We start from the raw sequence: 17,331 nt of genomic DNA on the forward strand, positions 1-17,331 counted from the left end.
GTCGGTTCCGATCGTTGTTGCGTCCGCTGCGAACAGCGCGCCGGTTCAGTGTCCCACGCTCACCATCGCCTTGATCAGCTGGCTCCGGTCTGCGGCCCATTCGGCCATCTTGTCCGGCAGTCCCTCGATGCCGGTCCGGTGCGTGATCAGGCTCTGATAATCGATCTTGCGGCTCGCCAGCGCCGCGACGACGGTCGCGAAGTCCTCGCTGGTGGCGTTGCGGCTGCCGAGCAGGCTCATTTCCCGCTTGTGGAATTCGGCATCGTTGAAGGTGATGTCGTCCGGCACCACGCCGACGAAGACGAGCGTGCCGCCATGCGCCACGAGACGGAAGCTCGCCGCCATGGCGCGCGGGCTGCCGGTCGCGTCGAGGACGACATCGAAACCGTCGCCGCCGGTCGCTGCCATCAGGGCGGCCGTTCCCTCGGCGACGGTATGGGCATGCTCGAAACCGAACCGGTCGGCGACCATGGCGAGCCGCTCGGCGCTGGCGTCGAGCAGATGCACCTCGGCGCCGCGGAGGCGCGCGAACAAGGCCGTGCCGAGCCCGATCGGACCGGCGCCGACGACAAGCACCCGGTCGGACGATCCCGGCGCGGCGCGGCGCACCGCATGGGCGCCGATCGCGAGAAACTCGACCGTGGCCGCCTCGTCCTGCGCGAGCCCCTCCGCGCTGATCAGATTGGCAGCCGGCACGTTGATGCGCGCGCACAATCCACCGTCGCGGTGGACGCCGAGCACGCCGATATTCATGCAGCAATTGGGCTTGCCGCGCTGGCAGGCATGGCAAATGCCGCAGGCGATATAGGGATTGATGATGACGCTCTGCCCGCGCCGCCAGCCGGCGGCGTCGACCGCGACCAGGCCGCTGAGTTCATGTCCGATCACGCGCGGATAGCGCAGATACGGATGCTTGCCCTCGTAGATGTGATAGTCGGTGCCGCACAGCCCCGCATAGGCAATGTCGATGGCGACCCATCCTGCCTCGGGTTCGGGCGGCACGGGCCGATCGTCAAGCGCGATCGATCCAGGCTGGTTGACGACGATAGCGAGCATCGGGTGGCGTCTTGCACTCCCTGCGATCGGTGATCCGACGTTCTGCTTGTCGGCTGCTTCGTATGATGAATTAAGCCGGTTGCAGGACGCCGCCGTCAATTGTTTTTTATCGGTTCCGAACAATGTCCGCCGATGTCATGAAGATCAAGCACATAGGGCGCGAACGGTACGGAATATGGCAAGGAACAATTCCCGCTTCAAACGGGCCTATAACGAGGCGCTGGAGATCTGCCGCGCCATCGGCGTGGGGCGTGAGCTGCCGTCCGAGCCCGTCCTGGCCGCGCGCCTCGACACCAGCCGGACCACCGTCCGCGCGGTGCTGACGCGGCTGAAGAGCGCGGAAATCGTCGATTGGCGCGGCCGGCGCAAGATCGTGCTGCGCGCGCCCGGGCGCTGGGATCGCTTCGACGAGACGGAATTGTCGACCATGTCGGAGCGGCTCGAAGGCCAGTTCTTCGAATGGATGCTGCGCAGCGACGTTCCGCCCGATACCCCGCTCAATGTCAGCGCCCTGGCCCGCCGTTTTGCCGTCAGCCCGAGCGGCATGACGGATGTGCTCAGAACCGTCGCGCAGTTCGGCCTGATCGAGCGCCATGGCACGCGCGGCTGGATCACGCGCGGCTTCAACCGCGACTATGCCGGCGAATTGTCGGATTTCCGTCTCGTGCTCGAGCTCGATGCGGTGCGCAAGCTCTGCGCGCTCCCGGATGCTCATCCGATCTGGCCGCAACTGGACGAGATGGAGGCCGGCCACCGCGCGCTGCTGGCGGAGATCGACACGAGGTTCCACGACTTCTCGAAGCTCGACGAGCGCTTCCACGCGACGATCAACGAGGTCGCGAGCAATCGCTTCGCCCGCTCGTTCCAGAGCGTCATCTCGCTCGTCTTCAACTACCATTATCAATGGAACAAGAAGGACGAGAAGCCGCGCAACGAGACCGCGATCCACGAGCATCTCGACTATATCGCCGCGCTGCGTTCACGCGATGCCGCCAACGCGCAGGCGGCGGCGATCCGTCATCTGACCACGGCGCGCGAGACGCTGCTGCGCTCGATCGGTGCGGAGCGATGACGACGAGAAACTGTCCCAAGATGCCGGGGCCGTTTTTGGCAGCGCCGTCTTTTCTGATCGGATAGCGTGTGGCCATGCCGTTCCGCTTCGTCCACACCGCCGACATCCATCTCGATTCGCCGCTGCGCTCACTCGCGCTGCGCAATCCCGCGCTTGCCGAGCTGATCGGCGATGCGACGCGGGCGGCCTTCCTGGCGCTGGTGGATCTCTGCCTCGAGGAGCAGGTCGACGCGCTGGTGATTGCCGGCGACCTCTATGACGGCGACCAGACCTCGATGAAGACGGCCCGTTTCCTCGCCGGGCAGATGGAACGCCTGCACGCGGCGGGCATCCCGACCTTCGTGGTGCGCGGCAATCATGACGCGCTGTCGAAGATCACCAACGAATTGATCCTGCCCGATACGGTCAAGGTGTTCGGCGGGCGCGCCGAGGCCGTCGAGATCCGCCGCGGCGGCCTCGATATCGTCCTTCACGGGCTGAGCTTCGCCCGGCCCCAGGCACCCGAGAGCCTGCTGCCGAAGTTCCGCCGGGCCACGGCCGACGCGGTCAATATCGGCATCATGCATACGAGCCTTGCCGGCGCGCCGGGCCACGACGTCTATGCGCCCTGCAGCGTCGCCGACCTGCATGGCTGGGGTTTCGATTATTGGGCGCTCGGCCATATCCATGCCCGCGCGGAGCATGCGGGCGCCCGCGCCGTGATCATGCCCGGCATCCCGCAGGGCCGCGACATCAACGAATCCGGCCCGAAATCGGTGTCGCTGGTCACCGTCTTCGACGATCGGCGCATCGAGATCGAGGAACGGCAGACCAGCGTCGCCCAGTTCGAACGCATCGCGGTCGATCTCTCCTCGGCCTTGAGCTGGCGCGAGGCCGTCGGCACGATCGAGCAGGCGCTGATGGCGGAGCGCGCGCGGGTCGCCGCGCCGCATCTGGTCGGCCGGGTGATCCTCGTCGGCGCCACGCCGCTCGCCTTCCGGCTCCGGCGCGACCGCGACCTCCTGCTCACGGAAATCGAGCAGCGCGCCGAGCGCGTCGGCCAGACCTGGATCGACAAGATCGAACTGGCGACGCGCGCCGAGGCGCCTGCCGGTGACGCGCCTTCCGCCGACCCGGTCCTCGAACTCGACGAGCTGATGCGCGCCGAGATTGCCGGCCGTCACGGCACGCGCGAGGCCCTGCGCGAGCTGGTCGAGACGGTGCGCGATGATCTGCCGGCCGATGCCCGTCATTTCAGCGGCGACGATGTGGCGAGCTTCGAAGCCTTTCTCGACCGGCTGATCGACGAAGGCCGCGAGGACGTCGTCGCGCGGCTGAAGTCCGGCGAGGGCGAGGCCGCATGATGCGCATCAGCCGTCTCGACCTCATCCGCTACGGCAAGTTCACCGATTATTCGATCGATTTTGGCGCCCGCATCGAAGGCCAGCCGGACCTGCACATCGTCTATGGCCTGAACGAAGCCGGCAAAACGACGGCGCTCTCGGCCTATCTCGACCTGCTCTTCGGCATCGAGCAGCAGACGCGCTATGGCTTCCTGCACCCCTATGCGACGATGGAAATCGGCGCTGCGCTCGAATTCGGCGGGGACGTGCACGAGCTGCGGCGCGTGAAGCAACGCACCAATGCGCTGCGGGATGCCGGGGGACAGCCGGTGAACGAGGCGCTGCTGGGCACGCCGCTCGCCGGTCTCACGCGCGACGCCTACCGCATGATGTTCTCGCTCGACGACGAGACGCTGGAAAAGGGCGGCGAGGCCATCCTCGAAAGCAAGGGCGACCTCGGCGAATTGCTGTTTTCGGCGAGCGCGGGCCTCGCGGATCTCAGCCGGACGCTCGAAGCGATTGACGCCCAGGCGGATGCGATCTTCCGCAAGCGCGCCAGCAAGACGCGGATCGCGGAACTCAAGCGCAGCCTTGACGAAAAGAAGGCGGAGCGCGAGCGGATCGACGTCCAGGCCTCGGCGCATGCGCGGCTGGTCGCTGAACTCCGGCAAGCGGGAGCGGCCTATGAGGAGGCGCTGGCCGCGCTCGGCGCTGCGAAGGCGCGTCACGCCGAAATCGGCCGGCTGATCGACGCCGCGCCGCTCGCCGATGAATATGCCGGTCTCGACGAGGAACTGGCGCAATTGCAGGATCTGCCGCGCCCGCCGACGCACTGGGCCGCAGACCTGCCACACCTCATGGCCGACGACACGCGGCTGCAGACCCGGCTGATGGATCTCGACGGCCGGATCGACGCGCTCGACACCGACGTCGCCGCGATCGCCGTGGATGAGACGATCCTGTCGCTGGGCGATCGGCTCGAGCGGCTCGGCGATGCCGCGGGGCGCTATCGCGGCGCCGAGGACGATCTGCCTAAGCGCCGCGCGTCGCTTGACGACGTCGAGGCGCGGACCGGCGTGCTGCTGCGGGCGCTCGGACGCCCCGACGAGTCGGAGGCGGAGCGCCTGCTGGTGCCCGCTGCCGTGATCGGCTCGCTGCGCGACCTGATCGAGCGCCGCTCCGGCATCGTCGGTTCGGATGCATCGGCGTCCGAGGAACTCGCCACCGCCACCATGGCGCTCGAGCGCGCGCGGGAGAACCGCGACCGGCTGGCCGGACGTGCGTCGTCGGACGATGCACCACGCCTCGCATCACTACGCGCCATCCTCGGTCGGCTTCGTCAGGGCGATCTGTCCGCCCGGCTGCGCCTCGCCGAGCGGGAACTGCCGCGGCTGCAACGCGCCGCCGATGAGGCTTTCGCAGCGCTTTCTCCCTGGACGGGCGATGCGGCTCTCCTCAAGGCGCTCGTCATGCCGGATGCGGCACGGCTGGAGGAATGGCGCCGTGCGCTGCCCCTGCTCGAAAGCCGCAAGGCCGCCGAAACGCAGCGGCTGCGCGAACTGGCCGAGCAGGAGCACGAGCAGGCGGCGCGCCTCGCTGCGCTGCGCGGCGAGGCCGGCGGGATCGACGACGCGAGCGCGGGCGATCTCCGTGCCGAACGCGATGCCGCATGGGATCGACACCGCGCCGCGATGGACAAGGAGACCGCTGCGGCGTTCGAGGCGAGGATGCGCGCCGACGATGCGCTCGGCGGTCTCCGTCTGGCGCGGGCGAGCGAACTGGCGGAAATGCGCGGCCTTGCGGCGACGCTTTCCGTGACGCGGTCGGCCATCGAGCGGCAGCAGGCGCAACTTGCCCAGACCGAGGCCCAATGGCAGGCGATGGAGACGGCGGTGCGCGATGCGGTTCCGCCGACGCTCGCTATTCTCGGCGACGTGCCGCTGGCCCGACAGCTGGCCCGCATCGAGCGCTGGAGCGCGCTGCGCGAGAAGGCTTTGGCGGCGCAGGAGGGGCTCCGCGCGGCGCAGGATGAGGCAGCGACTATCCGGCAGGAGGTGTCACAGGAGCGGGCGCGCCTCGCGCAGTTGCTGTCGGCGCCCGGCGTAGCGATCGACGATCTGCCCTTGGACGCGCTTGTCGAGATGGCGGACGCGGCGCTTGCGGGCGCCACCGAACGCATTAAGGCGCTGGAAGCCGCCGAGGCGGCGCTGCGCGAACGCGCGGACGAGCTGGCGACGCGCCGGCACAAGGCCGAACGGGCGCGGGCCGACCTCGATACCTGGCGCGCATCCTGGGAGGCAGCGCTTGCCGGGACCTGGTTCGCCGATCGCCGGGAGGATCCCGCTGCCGTCAGGGGCATTCTCGACGCGCTCGGCGAACTCGCCGCCGTCCTTGATAAGCGGGCCGAGTTGCGGCATCGGGCCGAGGCCATGGAGCGTGACCGCGGCGCCTTCGCGGACGAGCTCGCCGCGCTCCTGGCCGTGCTCGGCGAGACGCTCGACGCCGGCGCCGTCCTGCCGACCGCGGAGGCGCTGGCGCAGCGCTACCGACAGGCGATGGCGGATTGGGAGCGCCGGAAAGCCAAGGAGGTCGAGCGCGAGGGGCTGGTCGAACAGCGCCGGAAGCTCGGCGAGGAGAGGGCGCTGCATGCGGCACGGAAGGTCGAGATCCTGACCTTCCTCGACGTGCCCGATCTCCTCGCCGCCAGTCAGGCTCTCGACCAGTGCGTCACGCGCGACCGGTTGGAGGCCGATCGGCGAAAGCTCGCAACGCGCATCGCCGCCCAGATGCAGGCCGGATCGATCGAGGAGGCGCTCGGCCGGCTGGGTGGGCTGGACCGGGACGCGGCGAGCCGCGAGCTCAACGAACGCGCCATCGGGATCGAGAATCTCGACGAGCGGGCCCGGGAACTCTTCGCCGCCCGCACGACCGCTGAAAACAAGCTGATCGCAATCGGCGGCGACGATGCTGTGGCGCGCATCGAGGCGGAGCGGCGGACGCTGCTGCTCGACATCGAGGATCTCGCGCTCACCTATTTGCGCCTCAAGACAGGCGCGCTGATGGCCTCGCAGGCGCTCCGCGCTTATCGGGAACGACATCGGAGCGCGATGATGAATCGCGCCTCTGAGGCCTTTCGCCTGATCACGCGGGGGGCCTATTCAGGTCTCGCCACAAGGCAGGACAAGGACCGCGAAACGCTGATCGGCCTCGCGCAGGGCGGCGGCTCGAAGCTCGCTTCCGACATGTCGAAGGGCACGCGCTTCCAGCTCTATCTCGCGCTCCGCGTCGCGGGCTATGAGGAGTTCGCGGCTGTGCGGCCGTCGGTGCCGTTCATCACCGACGACATCATGGAAACCTTCGACGAGCCGCGATCGGAAGAGGTCTTGCGTCTGTTCGTACGCATGGCCGGGTCTGGCCAGGTGATCTATCTCACCCACCACCGGCATCTCTGCGATCTCGCGCGCCAGGTTCATCCGGGCGTGCGGATCCACGAAATCCCGTCATAGATCGGGGCCGTTCCGCCCGAGCAGGTTGCGTTCGACCGTCCGCAGATGAGCCGCCATGGCGCTGCGGGCGCGATCGGGATCGCGCGCGACCAGCGCGTCGACGATCGCCTGGTGCTCGTCGCAATAAAGATGGCGCCGCTCCTCGGAGAAGGAGCGCCGCTTCATGTCGAACCACGGTGCCTGGTTGCGGAGGATCCGCATCAGATTGTGGATCTCCTTCAGGAACTCGTTGCGGCAGCAGGCGAAGATGCGGTGGTGAAACTCGGCGTCGAGATGCTCGAATTCCGGCATCTCGCGGGCCTCGACGGCCGCCTGGTGCGCCTCGCGGACCGCGGCGAGCTCCGAGGCGCTGGCATTGGTCGCGGCGAAGGCGGCCGCCGCCGGCTCCAGCAGCAGGCGGATCTCCATCATGTCGGCCGGGCTGGTGTCCTCCATGCGCGCCACGGTCGCGGCGAGCGTATCGGCGTCGCGCGCCGTGATGAAGGTTCCCCGCCCGACCTGCCGCACGATGGTGCCGTCGCGTTCCAGCGCGTCGAAGGCCTTGCGCACCGTGTTGCGCGCCACCCCGAATTCCACCGCGAGATCGCGCTCGGGCGGAATGCGTCCTTCGGGGCTCCAGTCGCCGGCGGCGATCCGTCGCTTGAGAGCGGTCGCGATGTCATCAGCCATCAGCTTGGGCATGGGGCGGCCTGCGGCGAAGTCGTGTACCAATAATGATCCTTTTGTAACAGCGGTCCTGCACGGCGTCCAGCAGGGCCCGCGTGGGCGCTCTTGTCAGGATTGGCGCAACTATCTCGCAGAGCAGCAATTTTTGCGCACTGCCGCATCGATCTGTACCGCTTGCGCCCTGAACCAATCGCTGTTAGCGTGATCCAAAATCAAGCCAATTGGTTCACAATTGGATCACGGAGGGAATGCATGAAGCTCGCGTCATTCTCGGTCGCAGGGGAGCGCCGGGTCGGTGTCGTCGACGCCGATGCGCGCACGGTTGCGCCGTTCGACCTCAGCGCCTCTGAAGCCGCCCGCGGCGTCGTCGCCCTGATCGAGCGCAACGGCGCCGGTCTGCCGCGCACGCTTTCGCCGATCCCCCTTGGCGCGGTGACGCTGGAGGCGCCGATTCCGGTGCCGAGCCGCAACATCTTCTGCGTCGGCAAGAATTATTTCGAGCATGCGAGCGAGTTCGCCAAGAGCGGCTTCGATTCGAGCGCGGCGGCTGGAACGGTCCCCAAGCACCCGATCATCTTCTCCAAGGTTCCGGAATCGGTGATCGCGACCGGCGAGCCGGTGGTCATCGATCCCGCGGTCTCCACCGCGATCGACTATGAGGCCGAGCTCGCCGTGATCATCGGCAAGGGCGGCCGCGGCATCGCCAAGGAGGATGCCTATGATCACGTCTGGGGCTACACCATCGTCAACGACGTGACGGCGCGCGACCTGCAGGGCCGTCACAGCCAATGGCTGATCGGCAAGTCGCAGGATACATTCTGTCCCATGGGACCCTGGGCGGTCACGAAGGACGCGTTCGACATCGAGACGGCGGCGGTGCGCTGCTTCGTCAATGGCGACATGCGCCAGAACGCGAAGGTCTCCATGCTGATCTTCGACATCCCCACCATCATCTCGACCCTGTCGCAGGGCATCACGCTGAAACCGGGCGACATCATCGCCACGGGCACGCCGGTCGGCGTCGGCATCGGCTTCGATCCGCCGAAATATCTGAAGGCCGGCGATGTGGTCCGCGTCGAGATCGACGGCATCGGCGCGATCGAGAACCGCTTTGCGGAGCGTGCGGCATGACCACCGCGCAGGTCGGTCCGATCGTTGCCGAGGTCGAGGGCGAAGGCCCGGCCGTCGTGATGATCCACGGGCTCGGCGGCACGTCCAACATGTTCCAGCCGCAGATGCAGGCGCTCGCCGGGCATCGCGTGATCCGGCTCGACATGCCCGGCTCCGGCCGCTCGCCGCGCCCGGTGGAGCCTCTCTCCATGGAAGGCATCGGCCGCGCCGTCGTGACGGCGCTCGGTGCGCTCGGCGTGACGCGGGCGCACTTCGTCGGTCATTCCATGGGTACGATCACCTGCCAGTGGATCGCCGCCAACCATGCCGCGCTGGTCGGATCCTTGATCCTGCTCGGCGCGCTGGCCGAGCCGGGCGAGGCGACCCGCAAGGGTCTTGCCGGCCGCGCGCGGCTCGCGCGGAGCGGCGGGATTTCGGATATCGGCGATCAGATCATCGCGGGCGCCATCTCGGCGCATACCCGCGAGAATTCGCCGGCCGCCGTCGCTTTCGTGCGCGAGAGCATCACGCGGCAGGATCCCGAATCCTATGCCCTGACATGCGAGGCGCTGGCGGCAGCACAGGCTGTGGATCCGCGCCGGATCGCGGCGCCGGCCCTGCTTCTCACCGGCGACGCGGATGCGGTCAATCCGCCGAGCGTCGCCCAGGCCCTGGCGGATTCGATCAAGGGGGCGTCCTTCGCCTCGATCGATCGGGTCGGCCATTGGGCCACCATTGAAGCCCCGCGGGAAGTCGCCAGGAGGATGGCCGATTTTCTGCACCGCGTCGGAGCCTCATGACGATCTGAGACCAACGCGCTGAATGCCAACGGGAGGAAGGCATGGCAGACGACTGGAACGGCAATGGGAGCACGCTCTTCACCAATGTGCGCATCCTCGATGCGACGGGAGAGTATCCCTATACCGGCGAAGTGCTCGTCCAGGGCAACCGCATCAAGCAGGTGACGCGCGGCTCGTCCCGCTTCGGGACGTCGTCGTCGACCTATGGCGGCACCACCGTCATCGACGGCATGGGCGCGACGCTCATGCCCGGCATGATCGATGCGCATCTGCATCTCTCCTGGAACAATGCGCCCGGCATCGACCCCATCCAGATGATGGAGGTCGAGGAGCACATGCTCGTCACCATGGAGATGGCGAAGCTCGTCATCGATGCCGGCTTCACGGGCGGCCGCGGGGCGGCCTCGGCCAAGCCGCGTCTCGACGTGGTCGCGAAGAAGTTCATCAATCAGGGCCGCTTCCCGGGTCCGCGCTATCTCGCGGCCGGGCCCGAGATCACTACGGTCGGCGGCCTCGGCGACGCCGCGCCCTCGCATATCCCGCATGAGGGGCTCAATCTCGGCCTCGTCATCTCCGGGCCCGAGGAGGTGCGCCGCACGGTCCGCACGCTGATCAAATACGGCGTCGATTCGATCAAGCTCAACCTCTCCGGCGAATCCCTGACCGGCATGGGCGCCGAAGAGACGCCGATGTCGGAGGAAGAGGTCGCCATGGCGGCCAGCGAGGCGCGCTGCCGCAACAAGGTGCTGTCGGCCCATGCCCGCTCCTCCGGCTCGGTGAAGCAGTGCATCCGTCACGGCATCCAGAACATCTACCACGCGTCCTTTGCCGACGAAGAAGCGCTCGACATGCTTGAGGCGGCCAAGGACCGCCACATCGTGGCGCCCGGCATCGCCTGGCTGATCAATACGGCGCGCTATGCGGCCGAATGGGGCATCAAGCCCGGCTCGCGGGTCACGATCGAATATGAGCGCGAGCTCGAGATGTGCATCGAGACGATGAAGAAGATGCATCGCCGCGGCATCCGCATCTGCATCGGCGGCGACTATGGCTTCGCCTGGACGCCGCAGGGCACCAACGCCAAGGACATCGAGACCTTCGTCACCATGCTCGGCTTCTCGCCCATGGAGGCGATCCAGGCCGCGACGAAATATGGCGGCCACATCATGAACATGGCCGACGAGCTCGGCCTGATCAAGGAAGGCTATCTGGCCGATATCATCCTGGTCGACGGCGACCCGATTTCCGACGTGCGCATCCTGCAGGACCGGAACCGCCTGCTCGCGATCATGAAGGACGGCAAGTTCCACAAGGCACCGCGGCTCAACGAGCAGCGCCGCCGGCTCTCGGCCTGACGGGGAGACCATCGTGAGCCTCGCCGATCAGCCGAAAAGCGCGATCGAGAGCAACGGCCTCAGCCGGCGGCAGGGATTCCTGCTGCTGTGGCTGCTGGTCGCCGCGCTCGTCGCGCTGCCGATCTTCGCGCCCTGGCCGGCCTGGCTGAATGCCGTGCTCATCTCGAAGAAGGCCTTCGTCAGCGCCATCATGAACGGCATCACGCTGGCCGGTCTCTATTTCCTGGTCGCGAGCGGCTTCACGCTGGTCTTCGGCCTGATGCGCAACGTCAATCTCGCGCATGGCTCGCTCTATCTGCTCGGCGCCTATATCGGCTATTCGGTCACGCAGTGGACCGGCTACTGGCTGGTCGGCGTCGCCGCCGGCTTCCTGGCGCTGGCGCTCATCGGCATTCTCATGCAGGTCATCGTGTTCCGGCGGCTGGAGGGGGACGATCTCCGCCAGACGCTGGTGACGATCGGCATCTCGATCGTGGCGGCGGACCTGATGCTCGCCGTGTGGGGTGGCCAGACCTATCAGCTCGCGACGCCCGAATGGCTCGACGGCGCCGTGACGCTGCCCATCATCACCGCGACGCGCTCGAACGGCGCCGCCGTGTTCCTCACCTTTCCGCTCTATCGCCTCGTCGTCCTCGCCGGCGCGATTGTGATCGGCGTCGCGCTCTGGCTGATGCTGAACCGCACCCGCGTCGGCATGATGATCCGCGCCGGCGTCGATGATCGCGCCATGCTGTCGGCGTCGGGCGTCAATGTGCATATGGTCTTCGCCATCGTGTTCGCGATCGGCGCCGGCCTTGCGGGCTTTGCCGGTGTCGTCGGCGGCTCGGCGCTCTCGATCGCGCCCGGCGAGGATGTGCGCTACCTGCTCGCCTCGCTGGTCGTCGTGATCGTCGGCGGCATGGGCTCGATCCCGGGCGCGGCGATCGGCGCGCTGCTGATCGGCCTCGCCGAGCAGATCGGCCTCGTCTATTTCCCGACCTATGGCGTGGTGCTGACCTTCGTCATCATGGTCGTGACGCTCGCCATCCGCCCGCAGGGCATCATGGGGAGGGGCTGATGGCGACGACCGATCTCCCTGCCGCCTCGGCCGCGAAGGGAAACTGGTTCGAGCGCATCGGCGCCGGGCATTTCCTGCTCGCCGTCGCCCTGCTCGTCTATCCCGCCGTCGCATCTGATTTCTTCCTGACGCAGATCGGCGGCTATTCGCTGGTGCTCGGCATGCTGGCGCTGTCGCTGATGATGCTGGCCGGCTATGGCGGCATGGTCAGCCTCGCCCAGATCACCGTCGCGGGCGTCGCCGGCTATGCGGTGGCGATCTTCGGCGAGAACGGCGCCAATGTGCTCGGCTTCGGCTGGCCGTGGTGGATCGTGGTGCCCTGGGCCGTGCTGCTCGCCTCGATCGCCTCGGCGCTGATCGGCTGGATCGCCGTGCGCACGCAGGGCATCTACACGATCATGATCACGCTCGCGATCGCGACGGCCATATTCTATTTCGCGCAGCAGAACTACGCCATCTTCAACGGCTTCTCGGGCTTTGCCGGCGTGCGGGCGCCGCAGTTCTGGGGCGTCGACTGGCGCGCGCCGCTGCCCTTCTACTATCTCTGCCTCGGCATCGCCGTGCTCGCCTATGTCGCCGTGCTCTATGGCGCGCGCTCGACCTTCGGGCTGACGTTGCAGGCCGTGCGCGACAACCCCCGGCGCATGCGCGCGATCGGCTATGACGTCACGGCGCACAAGGTGTTTGCCTGGTTCATCGCCGGCATCGTGGCCGGGCTCGCGGGCGTGCTGATGGTCTGGTTCAATGGCCGGATCTCGCCCGGAACGATCGGCGTCGGCGCGGCGATCAACATCCTGATCATCGCGGTGATCGGCGGCATGCGCCACCCGATCGGACCGTTCATCGGCGCGGTGGTCGTCGTCTTGATGCAGACCTTCGCGATCGACATCGTCGGCGCGCAGCGCTTCAACACACTGATCGGACTGGTATTTCTGGCGATCGTCTTCTTTTCGCCGGATGGGATTCTTGGGCTTTGGGAGAGGATCAAGCCGCATCTGGCCCAGGAGGGGTTGCGTCCGGGCGGCTGATCGGACGAACGGACATCCAACGATAACCGAGGGAGGAAGAACATGAAGATCCATCGCAGGGCCCTGCTCGCCCTGGCCGTGGCGACCGCATTCACGGCGCCGGGCTTCGCATTCGCTGCCGACGACACCATCAAGATCGGCCTGCTCGCAACCTTCGAAGGGCCGTTCACCGTGCTCGGCGAGGATGGCGAGCGCGGCGCGATGACCGCGATCGGCGAGGCCGGCGGCATGGTCGGTGGCAAGAAGATCGAGATCGTGAAGGGCTCGTCCGACGCCTCGCCCGACAGCGCCGTGCGCGCTGCGCGCAAGCTGGTCGAGCAGGACGGCGTCAAGGTGCTGATCGGACCGCTCTCGGGCGACGAGGGCATCGCGGTCAAGGACTATGCCAAGACCCAGCCGGGCGTGACCTTCATCAACGGCTCGTCGGCCGCGCAGGACACGACCTTCCGCGATCCGGCGGAGAACTTCTTCCGCTTCTCGACCGACGGCGCGCAGTGGATGGCCGGTCTCGGCACCTACGCCTACAACGACAAGGGCTACAAGACCGTCGCGACGGTCGCCGAGGACTATTCCTTCCCCTATACGCAGGTGTTCGGCTTCATGGCCGAGTTCTGCAAGGCCGGCGGCAAGGTTCCGTCCAAGTCCTGGGTGCCGATCGGCAACAAGGATTATTCCTCGGTCATCGCCGCGATCCCCGACAATGTCGACGCGATCTATGTCGCGCTGGGCGGTGCCGACGCGGTCAACTTCCTGACGCAGTACCAGCAGTCGGGGGGCAGCGCGCCGCTGATCGGCGGCTCGATCACCGTCGACCAGACCGTGCTGACGGCGCAGGGCAAGCTCCGTGACGTGCTCGTCGGCACGCCTTCGGCCGGCCCGACGGCCGATACCAATGATGCACCGGCCTGGAAGGCCTTCGTGGAGGAATACAAGAAGCAGCCGGGCGCGTTCCCCTCGCCCTCGCTCTTCGCGCATGCCTACTACGTCAACACCAAGGCCGCGCTCATCGCCCTCGACGAAGTCAAGGATGACCTCTCCGACGGCGGCAAGGCGTTCCGCGAGGCGCTCGCCAAGGTCTCGTTCGATTCGCCCACCGGCAAGGTGTCGCTCGACGCCAACCGCAACGGCATCGCCGACATCTTCCTGACCGAAGTCTCGGAAGGGGCGGACGGAACGCTGCTGAACAAGCTGATCAAGGTCGTGCCGCAGGTCAACCAGACCCTCGGCATTCCCGAGGATCAGTTCCGTGCGCTCGGTGCGGTCAGCCGCGACAATCCCAGCTGCTCCTGAGCTTTGTGACGGGTCACGCCACCATGGCCGAGAATTCAGTCGCCTCACGTCTCCAGGGAACCGGCGCCTTCGCGCTGGAGCTCGAGGGCGTCGGGCGCCAGTTCGGAGCCCTGGTGGCGCTGGCCGGCATCGATATGAGGATCGCGGCCGGCGAACGGCGCGCGGTCCTCGGCTCCAACGGCGCCGGCAAGACGACGCTGTTCAATACGATCACCGGCGACTTTCTGCCGACCAGTGGCCGCATTCGCTTCTTCGGCGAGGATATCACCACGCTGCCGGCGCATGAGCGCATCCGGCGCGGGCTGCGCCGCACCTATCAGATCTCGCAGCTCTTCAAGGGGCTGAGCGTGATCGATTCGATCTTCCTCGCCTGCCGCGGCGTGTCGCGGCGGCGCTTCTCGCTGCTGCGGCCCGCCGCCACCGACGTCAACATGGTCCAGGCGCAGTCGATCCTGCATGCCGTGCATCTGGAGGCCGAGCGCGACATCCTCGTCGCGACGCTCTCGCATGGCCAGCAGCGCCAGCTCGAAATCGCACTCGCGCTCGCCGGCGCGCCGCGCTTCATCCTGTTCGACGAGCCGGCCGCCGGCCTGTCGCCGACCGAACGGCGCGATCTCGTCGCGATCCTGAACGCGCTGCCGAAGCATATCGGCTACGTCATCATCGAGCACGATCTCGACGTGGCGCTGCGCGTCTCCGAGCGCGTGTCGATGATGCACAATGGCCGCCTGTTCAAGGAGGGGACGCCCGAGGAGATCGAGAACGATCCCGAGGTCCAGGAGATCTATCTGGGAGGGCGCCATGGCTGAGCAGAGGATGGCCGAGCGCGCGCAGCCGGCCGCGAAGGCGGTGCTGCGGATCGACGATCTCCAGGTCTATTACGGCGAGAGCCATGCGCTGCAGGGCGTGTCGCTGACGCTCAAGAGCGGCGTGCTGTCGGTCGTCGGCCGCAACGGCATGGGCAAGACGACGCTCTGCAATACGATCACGGGCTTGAAGCGTGCGCGCTCCGGCTCGATCCGGCTGAACGGGCGCGAGATCTCCTCGCTCGAACCGCACGAGATCCATCGGCTCGGCATCGGCTATGTGCCGCAGGGCCGCCGCGTCTGGCCGAGCCTCACGGTGGACGAGCATCTGCGCCTCGCTGCCGGCGGACGGCGCGACGCGTCCTGGACCGTCGAGCGCGTCTACCAGACCTTCCCGCGCCTCGCCGAACGGCGCGGCAATGGCGGTTCGCAGCTTTCGGGCGGCGAACAGCAGATGCTGGCGATTTCGCGCGCCCTGCTCTCCGATCCGAAGCTGCTCGTCATGGACGAGCCGACCGAGGGCCTCGCGCCGGTCATCGTCGACCAGGTCGAGCGCATGCTGGTCACGCTCGGCGTGGAAGGCGAGATGGCGATCCTCGTCATCGAGCAGAATATCGGCGTCGCGACGGCGATCTCCGATCAGGTCGCGATCATGGTCAATGGCCGCGTCAATCGCATCATGGATGCGAAGGCGCTGGCGGCCGACCGCGACCTGCAGCAGCGCCTGCTCGGCGTCGGCCGGCATGGCGAGGAGGTCGAGGCGGTCAGCGCCGCGGAGGTGAGCGAGGCGCGTGAACAACTCGCCGAGGTCTACCGGATCGCGCGCGGCGAGGAGGCCGGTGGCGTCCCCGGCGAGCCGGTCGCAAGCGCAACCGGCATGTATCGGCCGGTGACCGAGCTGCCCAATCGCTGGAACGTCCCGGTCACGGCGATGCGACAGGCGGCGGTCGAAAAGGCGCGCCCGGCGGAAGACCTCTCGGCCGTCTTCCATATGCCCTTTGCGGAGCGGATCGGCCGCACGGTCCTGGTCGTCGGCACCTTCGATACGAAGGGCAGGGAGCTGCGCTTCCTCGCCGACAAACTGAAGGCGTTGCGCATTCCGGTCCGCACCGTCGATCTCTCAACCTCCGGCAAGCCGGCCGCCGTCGATGTGCCGGCCTCGCAGGTGGCGGCGATGCATCCGGGCGGCACGTCGGCCGTGTTTTCCGGCGATCGCGGCGCCTCGGTCACGGCGATGGCCGACGCCTTCGCCCGCTGGGTGGCGCGCGAGCGCGGCATCGGCGGCGTCGTCTCGGCCGGCGGCTCCGGCGGCACCACGCTGGCGACGGCCGGCATGCGGGCGCTTCCCGTCGGCATTCCCAAGCTCATGGTCTCGACCGTCGCGGCGGGCGATGTCGGGCAATATGTCGGCGGCGCCGACATCCTCATGCTGCACTCGGTCGCCGATGTGCAGGGGCTGAACGCGATCACCGAGGCGGTGCTCGGCAATGCCGCGCATGCCATGGCCGGCATGGTGGCGCAGCTTCCCTCGGGCGACGCCTGGGAGCAGAAGCGGCGGACGGCTCGACCCGCCATCGGCATCACCATGTTCGGCGTCACGACGCCGGCGGTGCAGGCGGTGACGCGCCGGCTCGAAGCCTCCTATGACTGCCTCGTCTTCCACGCGACGGGCACCGGCGGCCGGGCGATGGAGAGCCTCGGCGATTCCCGCCTCCTCACCGCCTTCCTCGATCTCACCACCACCGAGGTCGCCGACATGCTGGTCGGCGGCGTCTTCCCGGCGACGGCGGATCGTTTCGGCGCCGCGATCCGCACCGGCATCCCCTATGTCGGCTCGGTCGGGGCGCTCGACATGGTCAATTTCGGCCCGCGCGAGAGCGTGCCGGAGAAGTTCCGCGGCCGGAACTTCGTCGTCCACAATCCGAACGTCACCCTGATGCGCACGACGCGCGACGAGAACCGCGCATTCGGCGAATGGATCGGCGAACGGCTGAACGCCATGAACGGGCCGGTGCGTTTCCTGCTGCCCGAGGGTGGCGTTTCCCTGCTCGATGCGCCCGGCAAGCCGTTCCACGATCCCGAGGCCGACAATGCGCTTTTCGAGGCGCTGGAGCGCACGGTGCGCCAGACGCCGCAGCGTCGCATCGAGCGCGTTCGCGGCAATATCAATGACGAGAGCTTCGTCGAGGCGGCCGTCGCTGCCTTCCAGTCCATCACGCCAAAGCTGCCGAGGAGCGCCTGAGTGCCGCGTCTTGATCGATCC

The 17,331-nt window shown here is 67.6% G+C and carries 13 protein-coding genes; 11 read left to right on the forward strand and 2 right to left on the reverse strand.

The annotated features are described in order from the left end of the window. Nucleotides 1–45: 45 nt before the first annotated feature. On the reverse strand, nucleotides 46–1,056 hold the full coding sequence (locus GGR25_RS11855) for a zinc-binding alcohol dehydrogenase family protein (RefSeq protein ID WP_183398995.1): 1,011 nt from the start codon (nucleotides 1,054–1,056) through the stop codon (nucleotides 46–48). A 175-nt stretch (nucleotides 1,057–1,231) separates the two neighbouring features. Between GGR25_RS11855 and GGR25_RS11860 the strand changes: the two genes are divergently transcribed. The 3 genes from GGR25_RS11860 (at nucleotide 1,232) to GGR25_RS11870 (ending at nucleotide 6,956) form a co-directional block, all read left to right on the forward strand. Next, complete coding sequence (locus GGR25_RS11860; protein ID WP_183398996.1) at nucleotides 1,232–2,128, forward strand: GntR family transcriptional regulator; 897 nt, start codon at nucleotides 1,232–1,234, stop codon at nucleotides 2,126–2,128. Between the two features lie 74 nt (nucleotides 2,129–2,202). Continuing rightward, nucleotides 2,203–3,471 carry a metallophosphoesterase family protein gene (locus tag GGR25_RS11865; protein WP_183399563.1) on the forward strand — a complete coding sequence of 423 codons (1,269 nt, stop codon included), beginning with the start codon at nucleotides 2,203–2,205 and terminating at the stop codon, nucleotides 3,469–3,471. Then, nucleotides 3,468–6,956 (forward strand): ATP-binding protein, encoded by a 3,489-nt coding sequence (locus GGR25_RS11870; RefSeq protein ID WP_183398997.1) that lies wholly within the window; start codon nucleotides 3,468–3,470, stop codon nucleotides 6,954–6,956. The genes GGR25_RS11865 and GGR25_RS11870 overlap by 4 nt, the downstream gene beginning before the upstream one ends. Here the strand turns inward: GGR25_RS11870 and GGR25_RS11875 are convergent. After that, the gene (locus GGR25_RS11875) at nucleotides 6,951–7,637 is read right to left on the reverse strand and encodes a FadR/GntR family transcriptional regulator (protein ID WP_183399564.1); all 687 of its coding nucleotides are present in this window, start codon (nucleotides 7,635–7,637) and stop codon (nucleotides 6,951–6,953) included. The genes GGR25_RS11870 and GGR25_RS11875 overlap by 6 nt on opposite strands. A 237-nt stretch (nucleotides 7,638–7,874) precedes the next feature. On the opposite strand from GGR25_RS11875, the gene GGR25_RS11880 reads away from it, so the two are divergent. From GGR25_RS11880 to GGR25_RS11915, 8 genes are read left to right on the forward strand one after another with little or no spacing between them, the layout of a single operon-like run. Further along, nucleotides 7,875–8,753, forward strand: coding sequence for a fumarylacetoacetate hydrolase family protein (locus GGR25_RS11880; protein WP_183398998.1), 879 nt, complete (start codon nucleotides 7,875–7,877; stop codon nucleotides 8,751–8,753). Then, entirely contained in the window at nucleotides 8,750–9,532 is a 783-nt protein-coding gene (locus tag GGR25_RS11885) for an alpha/beta fold hydrolase (RefSeq protein WP_183398999.1), read from the forward strand. The genes GGR25_RS11880 and GGR25_RS11885 overlap by 4 nt, the downstream gene beginning before the upstream one ends. A 41-nt stretch (nucleotides 9,533–9,573) precedes the next feature. Continuing rightward, nucleotides 9,574–10,887 (forward strand): metal-dependent hydrolase family protein, encoded by a 1,314-nt coding sequence (locus GGR25_RS11890; protein WP_183399000.1) that lies wholly within the window; start codon nucleotides 9,574–9,576, stop codon nucleotides 10,885–10,887. A gap of 13 nt (nucleotides 10,888–10,900) precedes the next feature. Next, the gene (locus GGR25_RS11895; RefSeq protein ID WP_183399001.1) at nucleotides 10,901–11,944 is read left to right on the forward strand and encodes a branched-chain amino acid ABC transporter permease; all 1,044 of its coding nucleotides are present in this window, start codon (nucleotides 10,901–10,903) and stop codon (nucleotides 11,942–11,944) included. After that, nucleotides 11,944–12,972, forward strand: coding sequence for a branched-chain amino acid ABC transporter permease (locus GGR25_RS11900; RefSeq protein ID WP_183399002.1), 1,029 nt, complete (start codon nucleotides 11,944–11,946; stop codon nucleotides 12,970–12,972). Before GGR25_RS11895 ends, GGR25_RS11900 begins: the two co-directional genes overlap by 1 nt. A gap of 42 nt (nucleotides 12,973–13,014) precedes the next feature. Continuing rightward, nucleotides 13,015–14,262 carry an ABC transporter substrate-binding protein gene (locus GGR25_RS11905; RefSeq protein WP_183399003.1) on the forward strand — a complete coding sequence of 416 codons (1,248 nt, stop codon included), beginning with the start codon at nucleotides 13,015–13,017 and terminating at the stop codon, nucleotides 14,260–14,262. Nucleotides 14,263–14,285: 23 nt separating this feature from the next. Continuing rightward, on the forward strand, nucleotides 14,286–15,071 hold the full coding sequence (locus tag GGR25_RS11910) for an ABC transporter ATP-binding protein (protein ID WP_183399004.1): 786 nt from the start codon (nucleotides 14,286–14,288) through the stop codon (nucleotides 15,069–15,071). A gap of 7 nt (nucleotides 15,072–15,078) precedes the next feature. Beyond that, nucleotides 15,079–17,310: an ABC transporter permease gene (locus tag GGR25_RS11915; RefSeq protein WP_183399565.1), complete on the forward strand. Its 2,232-nt coding sequence runs from the start codon at nucleotides 15,079–15,081 to the stop codon at nucleotides 17,308–17,310. Nucleotides 17,311–17,331 lie beyond the last annotated feature (21 nt).

This window comes from Kaistia hirudinis, assembly GCF_014196455.1.
Taxonomy (GTDB): Bacteria; Pseudomonadota; Alphaproteobacteria; order Rhizobiales; family Kaistiaceae; genus Kaistia; species Kaistia hirudinis.

Bases quoted from the DNA above. Each gene is read 5' to 3' on its own strand.
- GGR25_RS11900 (WP_183399002.1), top strand. From the start codon at position 11,944: ATGGCGACGACCGATCTCCCTGCCGCCTCGGCCGCGAAGGGAAACTGG.
- GGR25_RS11870 (WP_183398997.1), top strand. From the start codon at position 3,468: ATGATGCGCATCAGCCGTCTCGACCTCATCCGCTACGGCAAGTTCACC.
- GGR25_RS11855 (WP_183398995.1), bottom strand. From the start codon at position 1,056: ATGCTCGCTATCGTCGTCAACCAGCCTGGATCGATCGCGCTTGACGAT.
- GGR25_RS11890 (WP_183399000.1), top strand. From the start codon at position 9,574: ATGGCAGACGACTGGAACGGCAATGGGAGCACGCTCTTCACCAATGTG.
- GGR25_RS11860 (WP_183398996.1), top strand. From the start codon at position 1,232: ATGGCAAGGAACAATTCCCGCTTCAAACGGGCCTATAACGAGGCGCTG.
- GGR25_RS11875 (WP_183399564.1), bottom strand. From the start codon at position 7,637: ATGCCCAAGCTGATGGCTGATGACATCGCGACCGCTCTCAAGCGACGG.
- GGR25_RS11885 (WP_183398999.1), top strand. From the start codon at position 8,750: ATGACCACCGCGCAGGTCGGTCCGATCGTTGCCGAGGTCGAGGGCGAA.
- GGR25_RS11865 (WP_183399563.1), top strand. From the start codon at position 2,203: ATGCCGTTCCGCTTCGTCCACACCGCCGACATCCATCTCGATTCGCCG.
- GGR25_RS11880 (WP_183398998.1), top strand. From the start codon at position 7,875: ATGAAGCTCGCGTCATTCTCGGTCGCAGGGGAGCGCCGGGTCGGTGTC.
- GGR25_RS11910 (WP_183399004.1), top strand. From the start codon at position 14,286: ATGGCCGAGAATTCAGTCGCCTCACGTCTCCAGGGAACCGGCGCCTTC.
- GGR25_RS11905 (WP_183399003.1), top strand. From the start codon at position 13,015: ATGAAGATCCATCGCAGGGCCCTGCTCGCCCTGGCCGTGGCGACCGCA.
- GGR25_RS11915 (WP_183399565.1), top strand. From the start codon at position 15,079: ATGGCCGAGCGCGCGCAGCCGGCCGCGAAGGCGGTGCTGCGGATCGAC.